The following is a 21,461-nucleotide window of genomic DNA, read 5'->3' as shown; positions in this document are numbered from 1 at the left end:
TTGGTTAAAATGTGGTTTTGGTTAGATAATTTCATCATGAACCTGAAAAAAGACCCGCATCGATTCTAATGCTTTGCTCATTTGATTCCTGACAGTATTTATAGATATGCCGAGTTCCTGACTTATTTCTTCGTAACTCATGCCTTTCTTTCGTGACATTTTAAATATTTGTTTCCGCTTTGGCGGTAATTGTTTCATGGCCTGCTTTCGGAGTTTTTTGCAGTCTTCTTCACGAATCGTGTAATCTCCGTATTCATGTGATTTCTGGCTTTCATAAAAAACAGCTTCCTTAAGTTCTAAATCATTTGCTGCTTTGTTTAATAAATTAAAAGCCTGATTTCGGGCAATTGTAAAAATATAAGCTTTAAAAGATTGTTCTGTGTTTAAGTTCTCGCGATGCTGCCAGACTTTCATAAAAACATCCTGAACATTCTCCTCTGCGGCTTCTTTCGATTTTAAAAGACTAATGCTGTAGCCATATATATCTTGATAATACAAATCAAAAAGAGCACGAAACGCTTTTTCGCTGCCATTTTTGAGTTCGCTCACCAACAATTTGTCACTATGGTCTTTGGCTTCCAACATTAAATTAATTAGTTTGTATTTTAATCTAATTATATTACGATACTATCAAAAATCGACATTCTAATCCCTTGAGAGATTAGCAAATATATAAAAATATTATTCTCATAAAAAAATCCTAAAATCAACTTATTTGTGGTTTTTTGCAGTAAAACTATCGTAATCTCAATAAATACGCTGTAAATTGCCTATTATTAAGTTGATAAATTTTTGGCTTAAAAAATAAAAATTAACTATTTTGCGGTTTTAATTTTGAGAATATTCTTATTCTGATGATAATTAAATGAAGAATTAAGAATGCATATTCATAAAAAAAATCCTTTTATCTTAGAAAGACAAAAGGATTAAATTGAAAATTGAATCTATTTAAGATATAAAATTAAATTTTTATCAAATTAGTTCTTAAGGTCTTTGATTACTTTAAAAGCAACATCAACCTGATCTTCACCTACTAAAATAGTGAATTCGTTTGAAGTAGAAATTACTTCATTGATGATGATTCCTTCCCAAGCCAAACGTTGGAAAATGAAGTAATAGATACCAGGAACAACGATATTTTCTTTTGGTAATTTTACTGTAATGGAAGCAAGATTATCTAATTTCTGAATTAGTTTTTCTCTCATAAAGTGTTTTTCAACTAAATGATTCACACTGCTGCTCACTACAATATTCGTTTCGTTTACGCCACGTGATGAGGTATAGAAAATATCAGATAATGCATTTATATCAGAAATTAAATCAGCTTGTTTATTCAATACAGTTTCTGAAGCTGCGAATGTGTAATCCGTCAATTCTGATCTTACTGTAATTTCACCAATATTCTTGATTACTTTGTTGATTTTGTGGTTTAATTTAAAATCTAATTCTTCAGTCAATCGTTTCAGAGACATCACTACAGCACCTTGTTTTACCTCTTTGCCAAATTCATTTTCCAGCTCAGTCATAATGTTCCGAGATAGAGAAGTCAAATTGATAATTCCCAGTGATAACGCGTTTAAAAGAAATGGTTTTGTTTTGATGTAATTTTCGACGATGGATGAAACGGTTTTCATAATTTTTTTTCTTTTTTTTTGTAACTTAAATTGGTTGGTTTAGTTAATTTGATGTTATAAATCTTTGCAAATATAAATAAAAAAACAAATTGTTACAATTATAACATTAAAAAATTATGTTAAAAATGATAAAAAGCATCAGTAAGGTGCTCAATTGCAAATGATTCCTCATTTTTATGGATCGCAATTATGTCAAAACGGATTTCTAAATCATCTTTAAAATCCTTTTCCCTATCGTTTATGTAGGCATTTACTGCTTTTATGAGCAGCTGAATTTTTTTCTGTTTGACAAAATCCTGCGGGGAACCAAAATCTAAATTCGATCTTGTTTTTACTTCAACGATGGCTAAAACAGCATCTTTTTGGGCAATAATATCTATTTCGGCTTTTTGTGGAGAAATCCAGTTTCGATCTAGTATGGTATACCCTTGTTTTTCGAGATGTTCTGTTGCCAGGTCTTCTCCTAATTTTCCTAAATCATTATGTTCGGCCATTTTTTAAAAGTTTTTTAGTTTGAGTCTCGGTTTTCAGTTTTAGTTTCGGTCGAATTGCGAGATTTTCTATAGGCAAGCAAAAACGCGAAATCACAAAGTATAATTGAACTTTGCAACTTCGCGTTTTTGCGATATGTAATAGGTGGTATTTTTGAATTTCCTTAAAAAGGATTCGTATAGTTTTATTTCTGAAACGTAACAGTACTTCCAGATGCGTTTACATCAATTGAAATAGTGCTTCCCATAATCAAAGCTCTATTATCCTGAATATGTCCGGCAGGAAAGTTAAAAATTACTGGAATATTGTATTTCTTAGTTACTTCATCAATAATTTCCAGAGCATTTTTCCCCCACGGCACTTTGTTGTCTTTCATTTTAGTCATGCCGCCAACTATAATTCCTTTTAAACTTTCGATACAGCCGTTTCGACGTAAATTCATCATCATACGGTCAATATGATACAAGTACTCATCTAAATCTTCAATAAATAAAATCTTGTCTTTACAGTCAATTGCAGATGGTGATCCTAATAAGCTGTATAATATCGAAAGGTTTCCTCCAACAATTTCTCCAGTTCCCTGTCCGAAACGATTCATGGCATGAGGAGGAATAGAGTAGGAAAGTGGCTCGCCAAATAAACTTGATTTCATTGAACTGATAGCAGCAGGAGTAGCACGTGGAATCGTAACAGGCATAACACCATGAATAGATTTGTAACCCATCGTATTTAAATGATTGTGCAAAACGGTTACATCGCTAAAACCAATAACCCATTTTGGGTGTTGCTTGAATTTGGTAAAATCCAATAAATCCAGCATTCTTACAGTTCCGTATCCGCCTCTTACACACCAGATTGCTTTGATATTTGGATTGTCTAATTGTTTTTGAAAATCGGCAGCACGCTGTTCGTCTGTTCCTGCCAGCTGGTGATAATCGAGACCAATTGAACTTCCTACGACTGCTTCTAAGCCCCAGCTTTTAAGTAAATCAATGGTTGGTTTTAAATTGTCATCGATGTTTTTTCTTGCAGTTGCGACAAGCGCTACAGTATCTCCTTTTTGTAAATAAGGCGGTGTTATCATGATTTGTTGAGATTGACAGTTGAATGATTGTAAAGCAAAAATAAGAAATGCGATTTTACAAAAGGTAAAACGTTTCTTGATGTGCCCAATATTTAAGTTCATAAGCGTTCTTTTGCTTAAAATTATACATTATTTTTTTAAAATCCTGCTAAAATCGGCCTTCATATTGTTCCTGCAATTTATTTAAAAGAATCATTAAGCCTTGATCTGCTTCTTCTGATTGTACATTGGCAAATAAAATGAAAGCTTTGTTAATTGAAGGGCAAAGATACACTTTGGTTAAAAAAGTTCCCGGACTTCCGTTATGAAACGAATATTTAAGTCCGTTTTCTTTGATTTCAGATTGCCATCCAAACGAATATTCAGGAAAGCCGCAATGCATATTATTGAATTCTTCTGCAGTCAAAAGTTTCGATTTTCCTAATAAGCCTTGAAGTTGCATTTGCGAAAATTTACAATAATCAGGTAAACTACAGTTGATATTTCCTGCAGATGAAAGCCAGTTTAGTTCATAATTTAGAGCAGGTTTTTCGGGTTTTAAGTTTTCATCATGACCCCACGGTTGATTTTTATCTTTAATATTAGGTTGTCCAAAATCAAAATCGATATTTAAAGATTTTCCTAATTCTTTCACTAGAGTTTCGTATGTTTTTCCAGTTGCTTTTTCAAGCATTAATCCTGCAGCCACATAACTAGGATTTGACCAGTAAATATCTTGTTTCTCTACATTAAAATTCTGTCTGAAAAACCAAGCTATAAATTCATATCGTTGTTGTTGGTCGTTTCCAGTAATTTCCTTTTTTGTCGGTGTTTGATTTCCGTATGACCAGATTGGGAGTTTTGCTCGAAAAGTCAAAAAATCTTGCAAGGTAAAATTATAAGTGTTTGGATTGCTTTTGGTTTTTAATTCAGGATATAAATCAAAGAATTTAGTGTTCCATTTTATCTTTCCTTCTTTTACCAAAAGTGTTGCAATATAACTCGTAATAGTTTTTGTCATTGATCCTAAACGAAATCGGTCATCAATTTTAGCTTTAGAAGATGAATTATTTCGCTGATATCCCAAAACTTCCATTTCAAATATAGAATCTGAAGAAACAACTGCATAAGCCAGTTCGGGAATTTTGTATTGTTCCCTGACTTTCTCTGCAAATGCATTATTTTTTTGTGCATAAAAAGTAGGAACACAATTAAGAAAAAAGATAAAAACAAGGATTTTTTTCATTGATAAAAGCTTCAGATTTTTTAAGCAAGTTACATGACATTTTCTGAGAAACAAAAATATAAAACAGAAAATAAATTAATATAAATTTCTTACAAATATTTATTTTCTTAAATTGTGCCTTTTTAAATGCCGAAGAATTATGCGTACCATTTTCAAGCTTTATTTATTTAGTTTTTTATCCGTTGCATCATTATTTGCTCAGCCGAAAAAATACAACTTTCATACGATCGCTTTTTACAACTTTGAAAACCTTTTTGATACCATTAATGATCCCAGTACAAATGATGACGAATGGACGCCAGCCGGAAGACAACATTGGACAAAAGAAAAATACGAACAAAAACTGAAAAATCTTTCAAGAGTAATTTCTGAAATTGGAACTCCTGAAAACTCTAATGCACCAACTTTAATTGGTTGTTCTGAAGTAGAAAACAGAGGTGTAATTGAGGATTTAATTAAACAGGAAAAACTATCAGGTTATGATTATGGAATCATTCATTTTGATTCGCCCGATCAGCGTGGAATTGATGTGGCACTTCTATATCAGAAAAAATATTTTCGGCCAACAAGTTTCTCCAATATTCCTTTATTGATTTATAAAAATAAACCTGTTGCTGAAGAAGTTCAAAACGAAGATTTAGGAGATGTTGAAATCAAAATTGATAACAACCGAATTTTTACTAGAGATCAACTTTTGGTAAGTGGTTTTCTAGAAAATGAAGAAATTCATATCATTATCAATCATTGGCCTTCGAGATCTGGTGGAGAAAAAGCCAGCAGTCCGTATCGAGAGGCAGCAGGAAAACTAAATCGAAGGATTATTGATTCGCTTCAGCAAATAAATCCGCAGGCAAAAGTCATTACAATGGGCGATTTAAATGACGGCCCTTTTAATAAAAGTATAAAAATAGCTTTAGGAGCAAAAGCCAAAAAATCGGAAACTTTAGAATTTGAAACCTTTAATCCCTTTGAAGAAATGGCTGAGAAAGGTATGGGAACTTTAGCATTTAGAGATTCCTGGGATATTTTTGATCAGATTATCATGACACAGTCTTTTATTCAGCCCGATTTTTCCAGTTATAAATTTTGGAAAGCTGGGATTTTCAATAGACCTTATCTCATTCAAACTTCTGGAAAATATAAAGGATATCCATTGCGGAATACGTTAACAGAAGCGGGATTCAGTGATCATTTTCCTGTTTATATTTATTTAGTGAAAGAGTTTTAGTTTCGGTTTTTAGTCGCAGTTGCAGTTTTCGGTCTCAGTTTCAGCAAATCTGAAAACTGCGACTGCGACTGAAAACTAATAACCATTGACTGAATACTTTTCATTAACTTAGCTATTCATAAATTTAGAATCCAAAAAAATGGCTATAGCAAAACCTTTCAATCTTACTCAATGGATTGAAGAAAACCGACAATTACTAAAACCACCTGTTGGAAATAAAAATCTGTATGTTGATTCCGGCGATTATATTGTGATGATTGTAGCGGGACCAAATGCCCGAAAAGATTATCATTATAATGAAACAGAAGAACTGTTTTATCAATTAGAAGGAAATATAAAAGTTGTCATTCAAGAAGATGGAGAGCGAAAAGAAATGGTATTAAATGCGGGAGATATGTATCTGCATCCTGCTAAAGTGCCACATTCACCAGTTCGCTCAGAAGGTTCAATTGGTTTAGTAATTGAGAGAAAACGCGCCGGACTTGGTTATACTGATGGATTGCTTTGGCATTGTGATAACTGCAATCATAAGCTTTATGAGGTGTATTTTGAACTTCATAATATCGAAAAAGATTTCCTGCCTCATTTCGAGCATTTTTATAATTCAGAAGAGTTAAGAACCTGCGATAAATGCGGAACTATAATGGAAAGTGATCCGAGATTTACGGCTAAGAAATAATATTGATTCAATCTTAAATATAGACCCGATAAATTTAAAATCTGTAGGGATTATTTATGATCATTTTTTAATAAAAAATCTTTATCTATCTATTTTGATTTATATTTGTATCATATATGATATAAAAAAGAATTGATTATGATACAAGAAATTATTGCCTATAAGAATATTGTAGATAATATGGAGGATTTAATGAATAAATCACCTTTTAAAAAAAATTATATTATTGAACAAGTCGGAATCCCAAGTCCAACATTTTATCGTAAATTAAAAACACAGACTTTTACTCCAGATGAAATGCTCTTAATAGCAAAGATATTATCACCAGAAGAAAACTATTTGTTAGAATTGAAGGCTGATATTGAACAAGGAAAGCTGGATATAAAGAATGGAAATTTTATCACGCATGAAGAAATGTTAGCTAAACTCAAGAAAAGAAATCTTATATAAAGATATCTATTGGTTTTTGTCGATTGTTGTAGAAAGTAATCAATCCGATATATTCATCTGTTACTTCATAATATAATGTAACGTTTTTTGAAATGACTATACTTCGGCATTGTAATTTTGGGTTGTATTTTCCAAGTGAAGGATTATTTTCAAGCAGAGTTATTATGTGTAAAACATCATTAATAAACTTTTGAGCTATGGCAGGTGACCAAAAATGTTTAAGATAATTCTCAATAGTTTCAAAGCTGTATTCTGCTTTTTTAGACCAAATAATTTTCATTTACAATTTCATTATTTGGCTAAAATATAAAAAATAACTTACAAAAAATGTAGTTATAACTCAAATTTCTTCCCTTGCTCAGGATAAATAATCTGTATGCCTAAATCATTTTGAGCTTTTAGCTGTTCTTTGATTTTAATAATGTTCTTTGCGGGCGGTTTTAAATGTGTGATAATAATTTTGAAATTTTTTAGAGAACCTTTTCCAGCTAAATCTTCCAGCACATGAAGTTCTTTCATTAAATAGTTTGGAGTTAAATGACCGAATAAAAACTGATCTGGCTGTTCATTTGGGAATGAAACTTCAATAAAAATACCTTTCAATTGTTTATTCTGTACTAAAGGAGCAACAGCTGTCCACAAGGCTTTTAATTTATCGCTTTTTTCTACCGAATCTGGACCAGTGTCTCCTAAATACAACGCATAAGAGTCTTCGTTTTTAACCAAAAATGCGGTACTTTCAAATGGGTTTACATGACTTAATGGAAAAGCTTTCAAGGTCATTTTTGTATTTGAAACAGGAGTTTCTTCTGCTACATTTAAGGTTTGGAAATGATATTTTTTTAATGGAAATCCAGGACCTTTATCGCCAAAATTAGCCCAAGTTTGATCGTTAAAATAATGGTTCTCCATCATTTCCATGCATTTTTCTGTAGCATAAACTGTTTTGGAAGAATCTGCTGGAGAATTAATTATTAAACCCGAAACATGATCCAAATGTGCATGCGAAATGAAATATCCTTTTATATATTTTCGTAAAACATCACTGGTTGATATTTTAAAAACTTTATTATCAATTGCTCTTTCGATTCCCGCATTTATGGTTCCGGCATCAAGACAGATAAAATCGGTTGTATTAGATGGTGCCAATAAATAAGCCGAAAGATTTTTTTCATCAATACCACCTTTTATTCCTAATGGTACAACTTGAAATGAATATTTATCTTTTTGCGAGAAAACAGTTGTTGAAATTAAAAGCACACAAAGCAAGAAGCGAGAGAAAGTGGACATATTTTTTATATTAAGTCTTGCAAATTTCATTAAATAAATCAATAAATGCCTCTTCATTTCTGTTAATACTATCAAATAACCTTAAATTTACTTTGATTTATGAATTCATTTCAATTTGAAATTAATTCTAAAACAATATCTTTACATAAAAAATATAACAATTTTAACTAAAAAAGTTACAATGACAACAATAGCATCACAATTTGGCATGAATGAAGCACTTGAAAAACTAGGAATAAAACTAGTAAATGAAGGAACTTCAACAGGAGTAGAAAACTTTTCATCGGGTGAGATTCTAGACAGTTTTTCTCCTGTAGACGGAAAACTTATTGCTTCGGTAAAAACTTCAACACTTGAAGATTATGAAAAAGTAATGCGTTCAGCAACTGAAGCTTTTAAAACTTTTAGATTAATTCCTGCGCCGCAGCGTGGTGAAATTGTGCGTCAGTTTGGAGAAAAATTACGTCAGAATAAAGAAGCTCTTGGTAAATTGGTTTCTTATGAAATGGGAAAATCATTGCAGGAAGGGTACGGAGAAGTACAGGAAATGATTGATATCTGTGATTTTGCGGTTGGATTATCACGTCAGTTGCACGGTTTGACCATGCATTCTGAAAGACCTGGACACCGTATGTATGAGCAATATCATCCGTTAGGAATTGTGGGGATTATTTCGGCGTTTAACTTTCCAGTTGCGGTTTGGTCATGGAATACAGCTTTGGCTTGGATTTCGGGTGATGTGTGTGTATGGAAACCTTCTGAAAAAACACCTCTTTGCGGAATTGCCTGCCAAAATATAATTGCTCAGGTTATTAAAGAAAATAATCTTCCAGAAGGGATTTCGTGTTTGGTAAATGGTGATTATCAAATAGGTGAGTTGTTGACAAAAGACACTCGTATTCCGTTAATTTCGGCAACGGGTTCTACCAGAATGGGTAAAATTGTGGCTCAGGCTGTTGCAGCAAGGTTAGGAAAATCATTGTTAGAGTTAGGAGGAAACAACGCAATTATTGTAACTCCAGATGCTGATATAAAAATGACTGTTATTGGAGCTGTTTTTGGAGCTGTTGGAACAGCTGGACAACGTTGTACTTCTACACGAAGATTGATTATTCATGAAAGTATTTATGATAAAGTTAAAGATGCTTTAGTAGCAGCGTATAAACAATTACGAATTGGAAATCCTCTTGATGAAAACAATCATGTTGGACCGCTAATCGATACTCACGCAGTTGAAATGTATGCAGTATCACTGAATAAAGTGGTAGCAGAAGGAGGAAAAATTTTAGTGGAAGGCGGAGTACTTTCAGGAGAAGGTTATGAAAGTGGTTGTTATGTAAAACCAGCAATTGCAGAAGCTGAAAATTCTTTTGAAATTGTACAGCACGAAACGTTTGCTCCAGTTTTATATTTGATTAAATATTCTGGTGATGTTGATAATGCAATTGAGATTCAAAATGGTGTAGCGCAAGGATTGTCATCTGCAATTATGACAAATAATTTGCGTGAAGCCGAAAGATTCTTATCGGTTACAGGTTCTGACTGTGGAATTGCAAATGTAAACATTGGAACTTCTGGTGCAGAAATTGGAGGCGCTTTTGGTGGTGAAAAAGAAACCGGCGGCGGACGCGAATCTGGATCTGATGCTTGGAAAATTTATATGAGACGTCAAACAAATACAATCAATTATACTACCAATCTTCCTTTGGCACAAGGTATTAAGTTTGATTTGTAAATTGTCAAACACAATAAATTAAACCGCTTTTTTCACCTTTGAGAAAAGCGGTTTTTTAATGCCATCTACACTAAATTTTTTATTTTTACATTAAAACCAAAACCATGAAATGTAAAATACTCACTGTATTATTTTTGATTTTAGCTGTAAGTTGTAAAAAAGAAACTGAAAAAGCTTTAGTAACAGAAGATAGTAAGGTTTTGTCTGATACAATACAAGATCAAACTGATGGTGAGGTAGTAGAAAACAGTCAGCTGCCCGTTTTTCCTAAAGCAGGAAAAAAGATTGAGGATTTTTTGTTGGAACCTTATAAAGTGCAGTATGAAGCAGAAGGGTTTTTAAATGATGATGAGTTGGAAGACATTGTATTGGTGTTGCAGAATAAAAATGATAATACAGATGTAAGACCTACATTGGTTCTTATAAAACAAAGTTCCGGTGGATATCGTTTACAAGAAACTTCGTGGCAGGCTTTAAATCCTGAATATTCTTATGAAGGAAATAAAATATATGATTACGAAGATATTACTATTGGAAAAGACAAAACGCTTACTGTTACTCTAAACGGAATTGGCCCAGTAGGAACTCAGGAAACAACCTATAAATATGTTAATAATGAATTAGTTTTCACTAAAATACATGTTTTTAATATGGGAGCCGGATCGCAGATTGCTGTCGATTACGATTTGATTTCAGGAACTGCGGAAATGGAATTAGTCAATACGATGGTTGACAGTATGCCAAGTACTCATGAAACCAAAAAATTCAAGTTGGAAAAACAGTTTTTTGTGTATGACAGCCCAGAAAGAGTTCTTAAAAAACTTCCTGCTACAGACTGGTAAATATTTATAACAAAGGCTTCCAATCAATGGAAGCCTTTTCTCTTTTGGATTTATTTTTTAATAATCTTTTGGTTGATCAGACCAGTATTGGTTTGAATTTTAGCAATATATGTTCCGGAAGATAAATTACTGATATCAATGCTTTCAGTATTTTTTTGAACCGTTTTTACCAAAGCACCAAGGAGGTTATAAATTTCAATAGTTTCAACTTTCTGAGCATTATCAATTAAATGCAAAGTGCTATTAACTGGATTTGGATATAATAAAACTTTTTCTTCAGGTTGAACAAGAGTTTCAGAATCTGCAATTCGTAAAGTACCAGTGTTGTAAACAGTACTCATATAGAACAGATTGGATGTGTCTTTTTTAGTAATTGTATGATTTCCTGCAGCAAGCGAAACTGTTACAATTCCTCCAGAAGCTGTTTTGTCAACTCCATCCACTTTAATAGTCGCTGCAGATTCTACAAATACAAGAGTTAAAGTACTTGTTTGTGATGTAGTAAAAGTAATGCTTGTAGAAGATTCTATTTTCAGGCATTGCGTCAATGTCAAACCATTGTAAGTTACTGTCCCTTTTGTTGTGGAAAGATTTCCAGTTATATTGTAGAAAGAACTGGTTTTTCCAGATGCTGTAAAATTATGGATTTCATTACCAGAACTGCTCGTTGTTACTGTTATCGTTCCTGATGCAATTGCTGTGGTTCCAGTTCCGGTAGTAGTAACGGTATAAGAAACATTGGCTGTTGGAGTTCCTGTAATAGTAATAGTTTTTGCGGATGTATTTTTTACAAAACTAATTCCAGAAGCTGGAAGTCCTGTTAATGTTGCATCCGTTGCAGTTCCGCCCCATGTAAATACAATAGAATTAATGGCAATTCCGCTGGCTACAGTTTGACTGTTATTGTTTGTGGAAGTTAAGGTTTGTGCACCCGCCGCCGTAACTGTAATGGTTCCTGATCCTGTTGCAGAAGTACCCAAATTTCCAGTCGTAGCTATTGAATAATTTACTGTAGCGGTTGGAGATCCTGAAATTGTAATGGTTTTTGCAGAAGTATTTTTTACAAATGTCAATCCAGAAGCGGGTAATCCTGTTACAGTCGCATCTGTTGCGTCGCCTCCCCAAGTAAAAACGATTGAAGCAATTGCAGTTCCACTGGTTACCGTTTGATTGGTATTGGTGGTTGAAGTCAATGTTTGATTTCCTGTTGCAGATTCACTTTGTACAAAGACAAGATTTGTTTGGTATCCTGTTAATGCTGCTTTTAATCCTGTATTTACAGCGTCTGCACTATCATCAACAGCATTATTGAATGTCCATTGTAAATCTCCTCCCGAAATACGTCCAGCGTATTGCATTACGTTTGTTCTCGCTGTTTCAGGACTATCAGGCGTGTAAGAATACATAATACTTGAATTCGTGTCGAAGTTGTTATAAGTTTTAGCTCCTTTTTTAGAAGTAATACCGCTGCTGATAGTTTCATTTCTTGAAGTCGCAACATAAGCGTCAAATTCTACAGGATAAGTGGAAGGATTGTAAGCCACAAAACGTGTCTGACCGCTCATAGTATTATTGAATGCTTTTATGGTTCCTCCATCTTCGCTCGAAAAAGTTCCTGTTGCTCCATTATACACATCAGTTCCTTGCATAGAAGTCAGCATTGGATATTTACAGTTTCTAAAATAGTTGGCTTCCACAAAAACTGAGGACCCCATAGTAGAGCCAACACCATATTTTGAATTTCCATCATAATAATTGTTGTAGACATGAGCTGAATAATACCTAACTCGGGGATGACGAGAATCTGAATGATCGTACCAGTTATGATGATATGTGATATACAAACCTGCCGTTGTTCCTTCACTTAGACCTAAAAGATTTGATTTTCCAGAATCCCAAAAGTGATTGTATGAAAAAGTAATATAAGTAGATTTTTTACAGTCCAAAGCACCATCACCTTTTACCTGATCGGCATCGCTTCCTGCATTTCCATAAAAGAAATCGCAATTATGTACCCAAATATAATCGTTGTCTTGCTGTAAACCAATGTTGTCACCTTCACCGCTGTCACAATTCATTGTTCCTATATTTCTGACTTCAACATTTGACGCATTTTTAATTCGTATTCCCCAGCCGTCAGCTACTGCATCGTTTCCAATTCCTTCTAATGTGATATAACTTGAAGCATAATTATTGTTTTCGATTACAATATCACCATTTAGCATGTATGACAAATCCGTTATTTGTCCAATCATTCGGATTATTAACGGTCTCGCATCTTTACCCTTTTTATAACCGTCTAAAATTGTTTGTAAACCCACGCAAGGATTGGTTGTAGCTCCTGTTACGGTTAACGAAACAGTGTTTTTAGTTTGTTCAGTGATATACAAAATCACTGCATTGCTTTTAGGAGTTCCATCGGCATTATAAGCGCCAGGAATGCGTGAATTAGCAAAAGCAAATCCTGAACGATCGTGTGCTTTAACAATTAAAGAGCTGCTTGTTGTTCCTGTTCCTTCAGTTCCTGAAATTACGGGTTTAATTTTTACAGTATAAGCCCCAGCTTTTAATCCCGGAATATCTGCACGAAAATAACTGCCGTAACTTCTAATAAGCTGTGTGTCAATTTTTCGGTCAACTATTCCTTCTCCGGAAAAATAAACGTTATACGATTGAGCATTCGAAACAGGCTGCCATTTTACAAAAACAGATTCAAGCCATCCGCTGGCTTCAGTAATTTGCTGTGCCCAAGTTTGTGACACAAAAAGAAAGACCGCTAGAAAAAGTAAGTTTTTTTTCATAATAGTTTAAGTTAAACATTAATAATAGTTTTTGTGGTTTTTTGTGATTGTGGTTCTACGATTTATTGTAATCGATTACACTAAATTATGTAAAATTTTGATATTCTCATTAATTTTAGTAGTAAAATAGTTATATATTAAAAAATTATCTTTTAAATGATTATAATGTAATTTATTGCATAAATTGTAATAAATTACACATTAGTATTGATGCGGTTTAAGAAATCTTTTACCTTATATTTTAAATTTTTTAATGGATTTTACCAATTTTTGTTAAATTTTTTAGTTAGTAAGTTTTTTCTTATTTTTTGTTTGAAATTATTAAATTTGTATCGTAGTTAAAAATGAATATTTTAAAAGATTTAATTAAAAAGTGCTCAAGTGAAATTGGTAATTTATGCGATTTATTCTGGAAGTGGACAAAATTTGTTTTCATGGAAACCTGAGGACGATTTGGTTTTTATAGAGTCTATACTTATGGATATAGGAGAGAAAAATAAAAAAGGAGCGGATCTTTTTTCTATAAGAATTGCGACTCCTGAAGGGTTAAAGCTTTTGAAGGCAGAAGATGGAATACTGGCAGCACGTCCTTTAATTATTGTAGAGAAATATGATTTTAATGAACTATGGACTTATTTGAATAAGATTGTCCTTTCTTGCGAGGCAGATAGTTGGAGTGATTGTGTTGAAAAATTACGATATCATTTTAATTGGGAATATGATGGCTATCGATAAATTATGATCTATATTCTGTATATACACTTAAAATAAAAAAGCCTTCTTGATTTCAAGAAGGCTTTGTAATATGTTTGTAGACTTAAATTTAGTCTTTACTTGAAATTTTAGCAAGTAATCTTAAAAACTCAATATATAACCATACAAGAGTAATCATTAATCCCATTGCTCCATACCATTCCATGAATTTTGGCATTTTTTCTTGAGCTCCTTTTTCAATTAAGTCAAAGTCTAAAAATAGATTTAAAGCAGCTACGATAATGACAAAAACACTAATTCCAATACTCATTAAGGAGTTTCCATAATGTACTGGAGTGAAATTGAAAATAAGCGATGCAATCCAAGAAATTAAATAATAAGTAGCAATGGCAAGTGTTGCAGCAATTACAATTGATTTAAATTGTTCGTTAACTTTTACAACTTTAAATTTGTATAAACCTAAACAAACCAAGAATGTTACTAATGTTGCGCCTACGGCATTGATTACAATTCCTGGAAATTTAGCTTCAAATATCGCAGATATTCCTCCTATAAATAAACCTTCAAACAAAGCATATCCCGGTGCTAAATACGGAGAAGCTTGTGGTTTAAAAGCTGAAATTAAAACTAAAACAAATCCAACAATTGCACCACCAATAGCTGGCAGCATAATGTTCATACCATTAAATGCCATCCACCATGTAACCATTGCAGATCCGCATAGTATTAAAAATAAAATAGCCGTCTTATTAATGGTACCAGAAATAGTCATTTCCTGATTGTAATCAATAATCTGAGCTTGATGTACTTCTTCGGCTTTTGAAGCAGCATTTGAAAAACGCTTGCTGTTTAAAAATGGATTTTTTGAATTAAAGTTCATGTTTTTGATGCTTTGATTTAGCCCAAATATATGGAGTTTTTTTGAAGTTAGATTGTTTTGGCCGTTTTTTTAACATGATATTTTCTTTTAAAAAATCAATTGTAAATAAAAAGTCCGTCAGAGAAATTCTTAACGGACTTTAATTATATGAGATGAAATTTTATTTATTTCAAAAGATCTAATACTAAAGAAGGAAATAAACCTAAAGCGATATTTAATCCTATTGAAATAACTGCAACAGCATAAATAAGGAATGGTTTTCCCGTGCGCTCTTCGTTTGGTTCTTTAGAATACATGGCTAAAATAAGTTTGAAGTAATATCCAACACTTATAATGGAGTTGATTACTGCTACGATTACTAAAATTACATATCCAGCTTGAATTGCTTGATCGAATAAAAATAATTTTGCGAAGAATCCAGAGAAAATAGGAATACCCGCCATAGATAATAATGAACCTGTCAGGATTGCAGCTAATAAAGGATTTGTTTTTCCTAAACCATGGAAATTGGTAACATCTTCATTATCTTGATTTTTACATACATAAAGAATAACACTAAAAGCAGCAATACCCGCTAAGGCATAAGCCGCAGTGTAATATAAAAGTACACCAGCAGAAATACTTATACTTAAGAAAGTCATTAACATAAAACCTGCGTGTGAGATTCCTGAAAAAGCCAGCATACGTTTTACATTTACTTGACGCAATGCCATAATATTTCCAACAGTCATTGAAGCAATAGAAATAGTAATTACAACATTGATAAAGGTATACGAAAGATCTTGATTTTCTAATGAAGGGATTAAATTTAATCCAGATGCTAATTTGTATAATGTAGCAATGGCAATTACTTTTGCCAAAGTGCTCATTAAAGCAGTTGTTAAAGCAGGAGAACCTTCGTAAACGTCTGGTGCCCAAAAGTGAAACGGAACTGCAGCAATTTTAAAGAACATTCCAATAACCATTAAAATCATTCCAATTGGAAACCAGATTGGTAATTCGGCAGATAATGCGCTATCGTGAATTTCTGTAATATCAAAAGTTCCCATTGCTCCGTAAATCAAACAAATTCCGAATAAGATAATTCCAGATGCGAAAGATCCCATTAAGAAATATTTCATTCCCGCTTCGTTACTCTTAATATTCAAACGATCACTTGCTGCCAAAACATACAATGCAATAGATAAGATTTCAATTCCAAGGAAAAACATCGCTAAGTTTCCAAAAGAAACCATAGCAACCCCACCTGCTAATAAAAATACTTTTATCGCTACGTAATCAGAGATTTTGGTCTGATGGTTTTCGTAAAAATTATGGCTTAACGCTACCAGGAAAATAGTTAGAATTATAAATAATGATGAAAACGCAGTCGAAAATTTGCTTACTGCAATCATATTATTGTAATAACTTGCTGTCGATCCAAATTCGTAATAGTTAAGTGCTAAAACGCCCAATAAACCTAAAATGGTAAACGGAACAATGCCTTTTCTAAAATTTAGAATTTCAAACAATAGGCAGAAAATACCCAATCCTGTTATAGCTATTAATGTATTCATTTTTGTTTTTTTGATTTAGGAAATCTAAAACTAATGACGCCCTAATTTTTATTTTTATTTAAAATATTAATTTTTGTTGATAACGTTTAAAATAGTTTCTAAACTTGGTGTAATCAAATCTGTAATTGGTTTTGGATAGAATCCGAAGAACAATAAAACTCCAATAATTACAGCCATTGAAATTCCTTCGTTAACCGAAACATCTGCAAAAGTTTTTGAATTTGTTTCTCCCAGCATTACATTTTGAAACATTTTAAGCATATAATAAGCTCCTAAGATAATTGTTGTTCCGCCTAAAACAGCAAACCAGATATTCACTTGAGAAAGACTATATAATACGGTAAACTCTCCAACAAAGTTAAAAGTACTTGGTAACGCAACAGATGCTAAAACCAAAATCAAAAACATTGAAGTAAATTTTGGAGATTGCGTACGGATTCCGCCTAGCTCATCAATTTGTCTCGTTTCATATCTTCTAAAGATAATTTCTGCAGCAAAGAATAAACCTACCACAACAAAACCGTGAGCAATCATTTGTAGAACAGATCCTCTTAAACCATCAAGAGTTAGAGTGTAAGATCCGGCTGCAATTAATCCAACGTGAGCTAAAGATGAATATGCTAATAATTTCTTTAAATCTTTTTGTCTTAAAGCGACAATCGATCCGTAGATAACTCCTGCAATTCCTAATACAATAAAAATGTTCATGTATTCTTTTGCAGCAAGCGGTGCAAGCGGTAACTGCCAACGGATAACGCTGTATAATCCCATTTTAAGCATAATACCAGATAGAAGCATGGTTCCAACGGTTGGTGCTTTTTGGTACACATTTGCCTGCCATGTGTGAAAAGGAATAATTGGAATTTTGATTGCATAAGCAAGGAAGAAAGCTAAGAAAACCCAAAGCTGTTCAAATGCTGATAAGTTTACTTTATACAAATCCTCAATTAAGAAGCTTCCTGCTTTTTGGTATAAATAAATGAAAGCTGTTAACATGAATAACGAACCTGCAAGTGTGTAAATAAAGAATTTAACTACTGCTTTTCTACGTTCATCAGCATCTCCGTTACCCCAGATAAGAGCAATAAAATATATAGGAATAAGAGCTAATTCCCAGAAAATATAGTATAAAAGACCATCTGCAGCAAGGAAAGTTCCTGTCATTGCAAACGCCATAAATAAGATTAGTGCATAAAAAGCTTTAGCATTTTTATAGTCATTTCCGAAAGAAGAGAATATAATAATTGGAGTTAAAGCAGTTGTTAGTAAAAGCATCGCAATTGCTAAACCATCGGCATTTAAAGCAAATGAAATTTTAGGCTGATTGATCCATGCATTCATAAAGCTGATATTTTCTCCAGCATTAAAATGGTTTAACAATACAACCGAACAGCCAAGAGCTGCCAAACTAAAGAACAAAGCTACTTTTGAAGCGAGTTTGTCACCAACAAAATAGGTGATAAATGCACCAACTAAAAGAATAATTAATATAAGAGAAACGTTCATAGTTATAAAATTATTGAGCTAAAAATATATAGGAAATGATGGCACAAAGACCCAAAACAAAAACAAAAAGATATAATCCGATACTTCCGCTTTGTAATTTTTTTCCTTGAAATGCTAATTCATTCGTTACTTTTCCTAATCCGAAAACAAGTGCTGATAAACCAGTCTCGATATAATCTCTAAAGAATCTTGACAATCCGTTTACAGAACGCACAAATACTGCATCGTAAAATTCATCAACATAATATTTGTTGTATAACACTTTTGCAATACCAGTAATATTTTCATCACTTTCAGGAACATTATCTTGTTTGAAGTATTTCACATATGCAATTAAAATACCCAATAATCCGCCTAATACAGCAACTCCCATTAAAGTATATTCAGTTGCGCCTAAATGATGTTCTTCTCCGGCTGCTTTTGTGAAAAGAGGTGCTAAGTACTCATTCAGCCAGCTATTTCCTGGCAAGCTGATTAATCCTCCAAAAGTGGCTAAAATTGCTAAGATGATAAGTGGAATAGTAATTAATGAACCACTTTCGTGTAAATGATGTTTCTGCTCTTCTGTTCCTCTAAACTCTTTGAAGAAAGTCAAGAACATTAATCTAAACATATAGAAAGCTGTCATAATCGAAGCAACAGATCCAACAACGTATAATGGAATACTGTGGTGAAAAGCTGTCAATAAGATTTCGTCTTTAGAGAAGAATCCAGAGAAAAAAGGAACTCCAGAAATGGCTAATGAAGAAATCATCATAGTCCAGAACGTAATTGGCATCGCTTTACGCAAACCTCCCATATTACGCATGTCTTGCTCACCATGTAATCCGTGAATAACAGAACCCGAACCTAAGAATAAACAAGCTTTGAAGAAAGCGTGTGTGATTACGTGGAAAACAGCTACTTCATAAGCTCCAAATCCTAATGCTAAAAACATTAATCCTAATTGTGAAACGGTAGAGTAAGCCAATACTTTTTTGATGTCGTTTTGAACTAATCCAATTGTTGCAGCAACTAATGAAGTAATAGCTCCAATAATCGCAATTACGGTTTGAACGTCAACTGCTAAATCAAAAACAAAATTTAATCTAGTTACCATAAAGATACCTGCAGTAACCATTGTTGCTGCGTGTATCAATGCAGAAACTGGAGTTGGTCCAGCCATCGCATCAGGTAACCAAGTATATAACGGAATTTGAGCCGATTTACCACAAGCTCCAATAAACAAACATAAAGCAGCTAAAGAAAGTAAAGGTAAATTTAAGTTTGAAGCTCCAGTAATTGCCGTTTTTAAAGTTGCGTAATCTAAAGTAGAGAACATTGAACCAATGATGAACATACCAATTAAAAGGCCTAAATCCCCAATTCTGTTCATGATAAAAGCTTTCTTTGCTGCATCATTGTAATCTTGGTTTTTATGCCAGAATCCAATCAATAGGTAAGAGCAAAGTCCAACACCTTCCCATCCAATAAATAGTACTAATAAGTTGCTTCCTGTTACAAGTGTAATCATAAAGAATACGAAAAGATTTAAATAGGCAAAAAATTTGTGCATATTCTCATCATCGTGCATGTAACTGATAGAGTATAGGTGAATCAAAGATCCGATTCCGGTTACGAAAAGCAACCAAAGAACAGACAATTGATCTAATAAAAATCCAAGATTAATTTTTAAGTTGCTTATCTGAATCCAATCAAACAAAGTAACTTCAATTGTTTTTCCAGTTGAAGTAATTTGATTAAAAAGTACAAGAGTAACAATAAAAGGAATTACTACAGCAACAGTTCCGATTGCTCCTGAAACTGTTTTGCCTAAGTTTTTTCCAAAGAAAACATTGATTAAAAATCCTAAAAAAGGAGTTAATACTAAAAGTAAAGCTAAATTAATATCCATTTCTTTTTATCCTTTTAAATTTTTTAAGTTATCGATACTAATTGAGCCAATGTTTCTGAAAATAGAAACCAGAATTGCTAACCCAACTGCAACTTCGGCAGCTGCAACGGCCATCGAAAAGAACACAAATACTTGTCCTTGTGCATCCTGATGATAAGTTGAAAAAGCCACAAATAAAAGGTTTACTGCATTAAGCATGATTTCGATTGACATAAAAACGATGATAGAATTTCGTCTGTATAACACACCAAAAACACCAATACAAAAAAGTACAACACTTAAAAAGATGTAATTTTCAATACCTATTTGATTTAATATATTACCCATTACTTATTTAATTTTTCTTTTTTAGACAATAATACAGTTCCAATCATTGCCACTAAAAGTAGGATTGAAGCAAATTCAAATGGTACCATATATTCGTTTAATAATATTTTACCTAGTACTTCAATAGACTGGAAATCTTCTCCTGTTGAGTCGTATTCTCCAACAATTGGTTTAGAGTTGATGAAGATTGCAATTAAAACAATAACAATTAAACAGAAAGAGACAATTGCACCCAAACGCGTAATTCTAGGTCTGTGAACGTCTTTTTGTTCGTTAAGGTTCATCAACATAATCGTAAACAGGAACAAAATCATGATTGCTCCAGAGTAAACTATAATATGTACAACAGCTAAAAATTGAGAATTCAATAATAAATAATGACCAGCAATTGAGAAGAAACAAATCACTAAGTAAATAGCTGAGTGAATAGGATTTCTGCTGAAAATAGTCAAGAAAGCAGTGATTACTGTAATAAACGCTAAGATACAGAATATCACTCCAACAGGAGTTGCGTTTGCAAGATCTGGAATGTGTATCATTTAGTTAGCGTTATTAAGTTGAGTATTTTTAATTGCCATTTCTAAAGGCATCACTAATTTATCTTTTCCAAAAATGAAATCTTCTCTGTCATAATTAGCAGGAACTAATACTTTAGATTTTGTCAAATAGATGGCATCTTTCGGGCAAGCTTCTTCACACAATCCGCAGAAAATACAACGAAGCATGTTGATCTCATAGATTTCAGCATATTTTTCTTCTCTGTATAAGTGTTTTTCATCTGGTTTGCGTTCAGCAGCTTTCATAGTGATTGCTTCTGCAGGACATGATAAAGCACATAATCCACATGCAGTACAGTTTTCACGACCTTGCTCATCGCGTTTCAACATATGTTGTCCACGGTACACAGGGCTCATTTCACGAACCTGCTCAGGATAGTGAATGGTAATTTTTTTTCTAAAAAGGTGTTTTAATGTAATAAACAAACCTTTTACAATCGCCACAAGATACAATCGCTCAATAAAAGTCATGTCTTTATTTGACACCACTTTTTTTCTACCCGATAATGATATAGTTTCTATTGACATTTTATTAGTATAATTTATGATTCAAAATTTGATGAATCA

General features: G+C 32.9%; 21 protein-coding genes. 6 read left to right on the top strand and 15 right to left on the bottom strand.

Features of this window, described 5'->3' with window-relative positions; genetic code table 11:
• Nucleotides 1–21: 21 nt before the first annotated feature.
• The 5 genes from J0383_RS10115 to J0383_RS10095 form a co-directional block, all read right to left on the bottom strand.
• On the bottom strand, nt 22–585 hold the full coding sequence (locus J0383_RS10115; protein WP_207298266.1) for an RNA polymerase sigma factor: 564 nt from the start codon (nt 583–585) through the stop codon (nt 22–24).
• A 392-nt stretch (nt 586–977) separates the two neighbouring features.
• Entirely contained in the window at nt 978–1,634 is a 657-nt protein-coding gene (locus tag J0383_RS10110) for a hypothetical protein (RefSeq protein ID WP_012023298.1), read from the bottom strand.
• Nucleotides 1,635–1,753: 119 nt separating this feature from the next.
• Complete coding sequence (locus J0383_RS10105; protein WP_207298265.1) at nt 1,754–2,128, bottom strand: YraN family protein; 375 nt, start codon at nt 2,126–2,128, stop codon at nt 1,754–1,756.
• A 182-nt stretch (nt 2,129–2,310) separates the two neighbouring features.
• Nucleotides 2,311–3,210, bottom strand: a complete 900-nt coding sequence (locus J0383_RS10100; RefSeq protein ID WP_207298677.1) for a S66 peptidase family protein — start codon at nt 3,208–3,210, stop codon at nt 2,311–2,313.
• A 148-nt stretch (nt 3,211–3,358) separates the two neighbouring features.
• Nucleotides 3,359–4,435 (bottom strand): serine hydrolase domain-containing protein, encoded by a 1,077-nt coding sequence (locus J0383_RS10095; RefSeq protein WP_207298264.1) that lies wholly within the window; start codon nt 4,433–4,435, stop codon nt 3,359–3,361.
• A gap of 139 nt (nt 4,436–4,574) precedes the next feature.
• Between J0383_RS10095 and J0383_RS10090 the strand changes: the two genes are divergently transcribed.
• The 3 genes from J0383_RS10090 (at nt 4,575) to J0383_RS10080 (ending at nt 6,792) form a co-directional block, all read left to right on the top strand.
• Entirely contained in the window at nt 4,575–5,663 is a 1,089-nt protein-coding gene (locus J0383_RS10090; protein WP_207298263.1) for an endonuclease/exonuclease/phosphatase family protein, read from the top strand.
• Between the two features lie 139 nt (nt 5,664–5,802).
• Nucleotides 5,803–6,342, top strand: a complete 540-nt coding sequence (locus J0383_RS10085; protein WP_207298262.1) for a 3-hydroxyanthranilate 3,4-dioxygenase — start codon at nt 5,803–5,805, stop codon at nt 6,340–6,342.
• Nucleotides 6,343–6,480: 138 nt separating this feature from the next.
• A complete protein-coding gene (locus J0383_RS10080) occupies nt 6,481–6,792 on the top strand; it encodes a hypothetical protein (protein WP_207298261.1) in 312 nt (103 codons plus the stop codon).
• On the opposite strand, the gene J0383_RS10075 is transcribed toward J0383_RS10080, so the two are convergent.
• Both J0383_RS10075 and J0383_RS10070 read right to left on the bottom strand, forming a co-directional pair.
• Nucleotides 6,785–7,072 (bottom strand): type II toxin-antitoxin system RelE/ParE family toxin, encoded by a 288-nt coding sequence (locus J0383_RS10075; protein WP_207298260.1) that lies wholly within the window; start codon nt 7,070–7,072, stop codon nt 6,785–6,787. The two genes, J0383_RS10080 and J0383_RS10075, sit on opposite strands and share 8 nt — an antisense overlap.
• A gap of 53 nt (nt 7,073–7,125) precedes the next feature.
• Entirely contained in the window at nt 7,126–8,082 is a 957-nt protein-coding gene (locus J0383_RS10070; RefSeq protein WP_207298259.1) for an MBL fold metallo-hydrolase, read from the bottom strand.
• A 181-nt stretch (nt 8,083–8,263) separates the two neighbouring features.
• Here J0383_RS10070 and amaB point away from each other — a divergent pair, with 181 nt between their 5' ends.
• Together amaB and J0383_RS10060 are read left to right on the top strand one after the other, a co-directional pair.
• The gene (gene amaB, locus J0383_RS10065; protein ID WP_207298258.1) at nt 8,264–9,817 is read left to right on the top strand and encodes an L-piperidine-6-carboxylate dehydrogenase; all 1,554 of its coding nucleotides are present in this window, start codon (nt 8,264–8,266) and stop codon (nt 9,815–9,817) included.
• A gap of 104 nt (nt 9,818–9,921) precedes the next feature.
• Nucleotides 9,922–10,659: a hypothetical protein gene (locus J0383_RS10060; protein WP_207298257.1), complete on the top strand. Its 738-nt coding sequence runs from the start codon at nt 9,922–9,924 to the stop codon at nt 10,657–10,659.
• A gap of 50 nt (nt 10,660–10,709) precedes the next feature.
• Here the strand turns inward: J0383_RS10060 and J0383_RS10055 are convergent, their stop codons facing one another.
• Nucleotides 10,710–13,460 (bottom strand): pectate lyase family protein, encoded by a 2,751-nt coding sequence (locus J0383_RS10055; RefSeq protein ID WP_207298256.1) that lies wholly within the window; start codon nt 13,458–13,460, stop codon nt 10,710–10,712.
• A gap of 381 nt (nt 13,461–13,841) precedes the next feature.
• Between J0383_RS10055 and J0383_RS10050 the strand changes: the two genes are divergently transcribed.
• Entirely contained in the window at nt 13,842–14,195 is a 354-nt protein-coding gene (locus J0383_RS10050) for an Imm8 family immunity protein (protein ID WP_207298255.1), read from the top strand.
• 88 nt (nt 14,196–14,283) lie between these two features.
• Here the strand turns inward: J0383_RS10050 and J0383_RS10045 are convergent, their stop codons facing one another.
• The 7 genes from J0383_RS10045 to J0383_RS10015 all read right to left on the bottom strand — a co-directional run bounded on the left by J0383_RS10045 (nt 14,284) and on the right by J0383_RS10015 (nt 21,422).
• Nucleotides 14,284–15,054 (bottom strand): Bax inhibitor-1/YccA family protein, encoded by a 771-nt coding sequence (locus J0383_RS10045; protein WP_207298254.1) that lies wholly within the window; start codon nt 15,052–15,054, stop codon nt 14,284–14,286.
• Between the two features lie 164 nt (nt 15,055–15,218).
• Nucleotides 15,219–16,610 carry an NADH-quinone oxidoreductase subunit N gene (locus tag J0383_RS10040; RefSeq protein WP_207298253.1) on the bottom strand — a complete coding sequence of 464 codons (1,392 nt, stop codon included), beginning with the start codon at nt 16,608–16,610 and terminating at the stop codon, nt 15,219–15,221.
• A 66-nt stretch (nt 16,611–16,676) separates the two neighbouring features.
• Nucleotides 16,677–18,116: a complex I subunit 4 family protein gene (locus J0383_RS10035; RefSeq protein ID WP_207298252.1), complete on the bottom strand. Its 1,440-nt coding sequence runs from the start codon at nt 18,114–18,116 to the stop codon at nt 16,677–16,679.
• Between the two features lie 10 nt (nt 18,117–18,126).
• Nucleotides 18,127–20,010, bottom strand: a complete 1,884-nt coding sequence (gene nuoL / locus J0383_RS10030) for an NADH-quinone oxidoreductase subunit L (protein WP_207298251.1) — start codon at nt 20,008–20,010, stop codon at nt 18,127–18,129.
• 6 nt (nt 20,011–20,016) lie between these two features.
• The gene (gene nuoK / locus J0383_RS10025) at nt 20,017–20,337 is read right to left on the bottom strand and encodes an NADH-quinone oxidoreductase subunit NuoK (protein WP_012023318.1); all 321 of its coding nucleotides are present in this window, start codon (nt 20,335–20,337) and stop codon (nt 20,017–20,019) included.
• Complete coding sequence (locus J0383_RS10020) at nt 20,337–20,876, bottom strand: NADH-quinone oxidoreductase subunit J family protein (protein WP_207298250.1); 540 nt, start codon at nt 20,874–20,876, stop codon at nt 20,337–20,339. The genes nuoK and J0383_RS10020 overlap by 1 nt, the downstream gene beginning before the upstream one ends.
• A complete protein-coding gene (locus tag J0383_RS10015; RefSeq protein ID WP_207298249.1) occupies nt 20,877–21,422 on the bottom strand; it encodes a NuoI/complex I 23 kDa subunit family protein in 546 nt (181 codons plus the stop codon).
• Nucleotides 21,423–21,461 lie beyond the last annotated feature (39 nt).

This window comes from Flavobacterium endoglycinae, from assembly GCF_017352115.1.
Lineage (GTDB): Bacteria > Bacteroidota > Bacteroidia > Flavobacteriales > Flavobacteriaceae > Flavobacterium > Flavobacterium endoglycinae.
The sequence above is the reverse complement of the archived record's forward strand: the minus strand, read 5'-3'. Positions and strand labels throughout refer to the sequence as shown.

Excerpts from the sequence above, each read along its gene's own strand:
- J0383_RS10115 (WP_207298266.1), bottom strand. The coding sequence starts at position 585 with ATGTTGGAAGCCAAAGACCATAGTGACAAATTGTTGGTGAGCGAACTC.
- J0383_RS10110 (WP_012023298.1), bottom strand. The coding sequence starts at position 1,634 with ATGAAAACCGTTTCATCCATCGTCGAAAATTACATCAAAACAAAACCA.
- J0383_RS10105 (WP_207298265.1), bottom strand. The coding sequence starts at position 2,128 with ATGGCCGAACATAATGATTTAGGAAAATTAGGAGAAGACCTGGCAACA.
- J0383_RS10100 (WP_207298677.1), bottom strand. The coding sequence starts at position 3,210 with ATGATAACACCGCCTTATTTACAAAAAGGAGATACTGTAGCGCTTGTC.
- J0383_RS10095 (WP_207298264.1), bottom strand. The coding sequence starts at position 4,435 with ATGAAAAAAATCCTTGTTTTTATCTTTTTTCTTAATTGTGTTCCTACT.
- J0383_RS10090 (WP_207298263.1), top strand. The coding sequence starts at position 4,575 with ATGCGTACCATTTTCAAGCTTTATTTATTTAGTTTTTTATCCGTTGCA.
- J0383_RS10085 (WP_207298262.1), top strand. The coding sequence starts at position 5,803 with ATGGCTATAGCAAAACCTTTCAATCTTACTCAATGGATTGAAGAAAAC.
- J0383_RS10080 (WP_207298261.1), top strand. The coding sequence starts at position 6,481 with ATGATACAAGAAATTATTGCCTATAAGAATATTGTAGATAATATGGAG.
- J0383_RS10075 (WP_207298260.1), bottom strand. The coding sequence starts at position 7,072 with ATGAAAATTATTTGGTCTAAAAAAGCAGAATACAGCTTTGAAACTATT.
- J0383_RS10070 (WP_207298259.1), bottom strand. The coding sequence starts at position 8,082 with ATGTCCACTTTCTCTCGCTTCTTGCTTTGTGTGCTTTTAATTTCAACA.
- amaB (WP_207298258.1), top strand. The coding sequence starts at position 8,264 with ATGACAACAATAGCATCACAATTTGGCATGAATGAAGCACTTGAAAAA.
- J0383_RS10060 (WP_207298257.1), top strand. The coding sequence starts at position 9,922 with ATGAAATGTAAAATACTCACTGTATTATTTTTGATTTTAGCTGTAAGT.
- J0383_RS10055 (WP_207298256.1), bottom strand. The coding sequence starts at position 13,460 with ATGAAAAAAAACTTACTTTTTCTAGCGGTCTTTCTTTTTGTGTCACAA.
- J0383_RS10045 (WP_207298254.1), bottom strand. The coding sequence starts at position 15,054 with ATGAACTTTAATTCAAAAAATCCATTTTTAAACAGCAAGCGTTTTTCA.
- J0383_RS10040 (WP_207298253.1), bottom strand. The coding sequence starts at position 16,610 with ATGAATACATTAATAGCTATAACAGGATTGGGTATTTTCTGCCTATTG.
- J0383_RS10035 (WP_207298252.1), bottom strand. The coding sequence starts at position 18,116 with ATGAACGTTTCTCTTATATTAATTATTCTTTTAGTTGGTGCATTTATC.
- nuoL (WP_207298251.1), bottom strand. The coding sequence starts at position 20,010 with ATGGATATTAATTTAGCTTTACTTTTAGTATTAACTCCTTTTTTAGGA.
- nuoK (WP_012023318.1), bottom strand. The coding sequence starts at position 20,337 with ATGGGTAATATATTAAATCAAATAGGTATTGAAAATTACATCTTTTTA.
- J0383_RS10020 (WP_207298250.1), bottom strand. The coding sequence starts at position 20,876 with ATGATACACATTCCAGATCTTGCAAACGCAACTCCTGTTGGAGTGATA.
- J0383_RS10015 (WP_207298249.1), bottom strand. The coding sequence starts at position 21,422 with ATGTCAATAGAAACTATATCATTATCGGGTAGAAAAAAAGTGGTGTCA.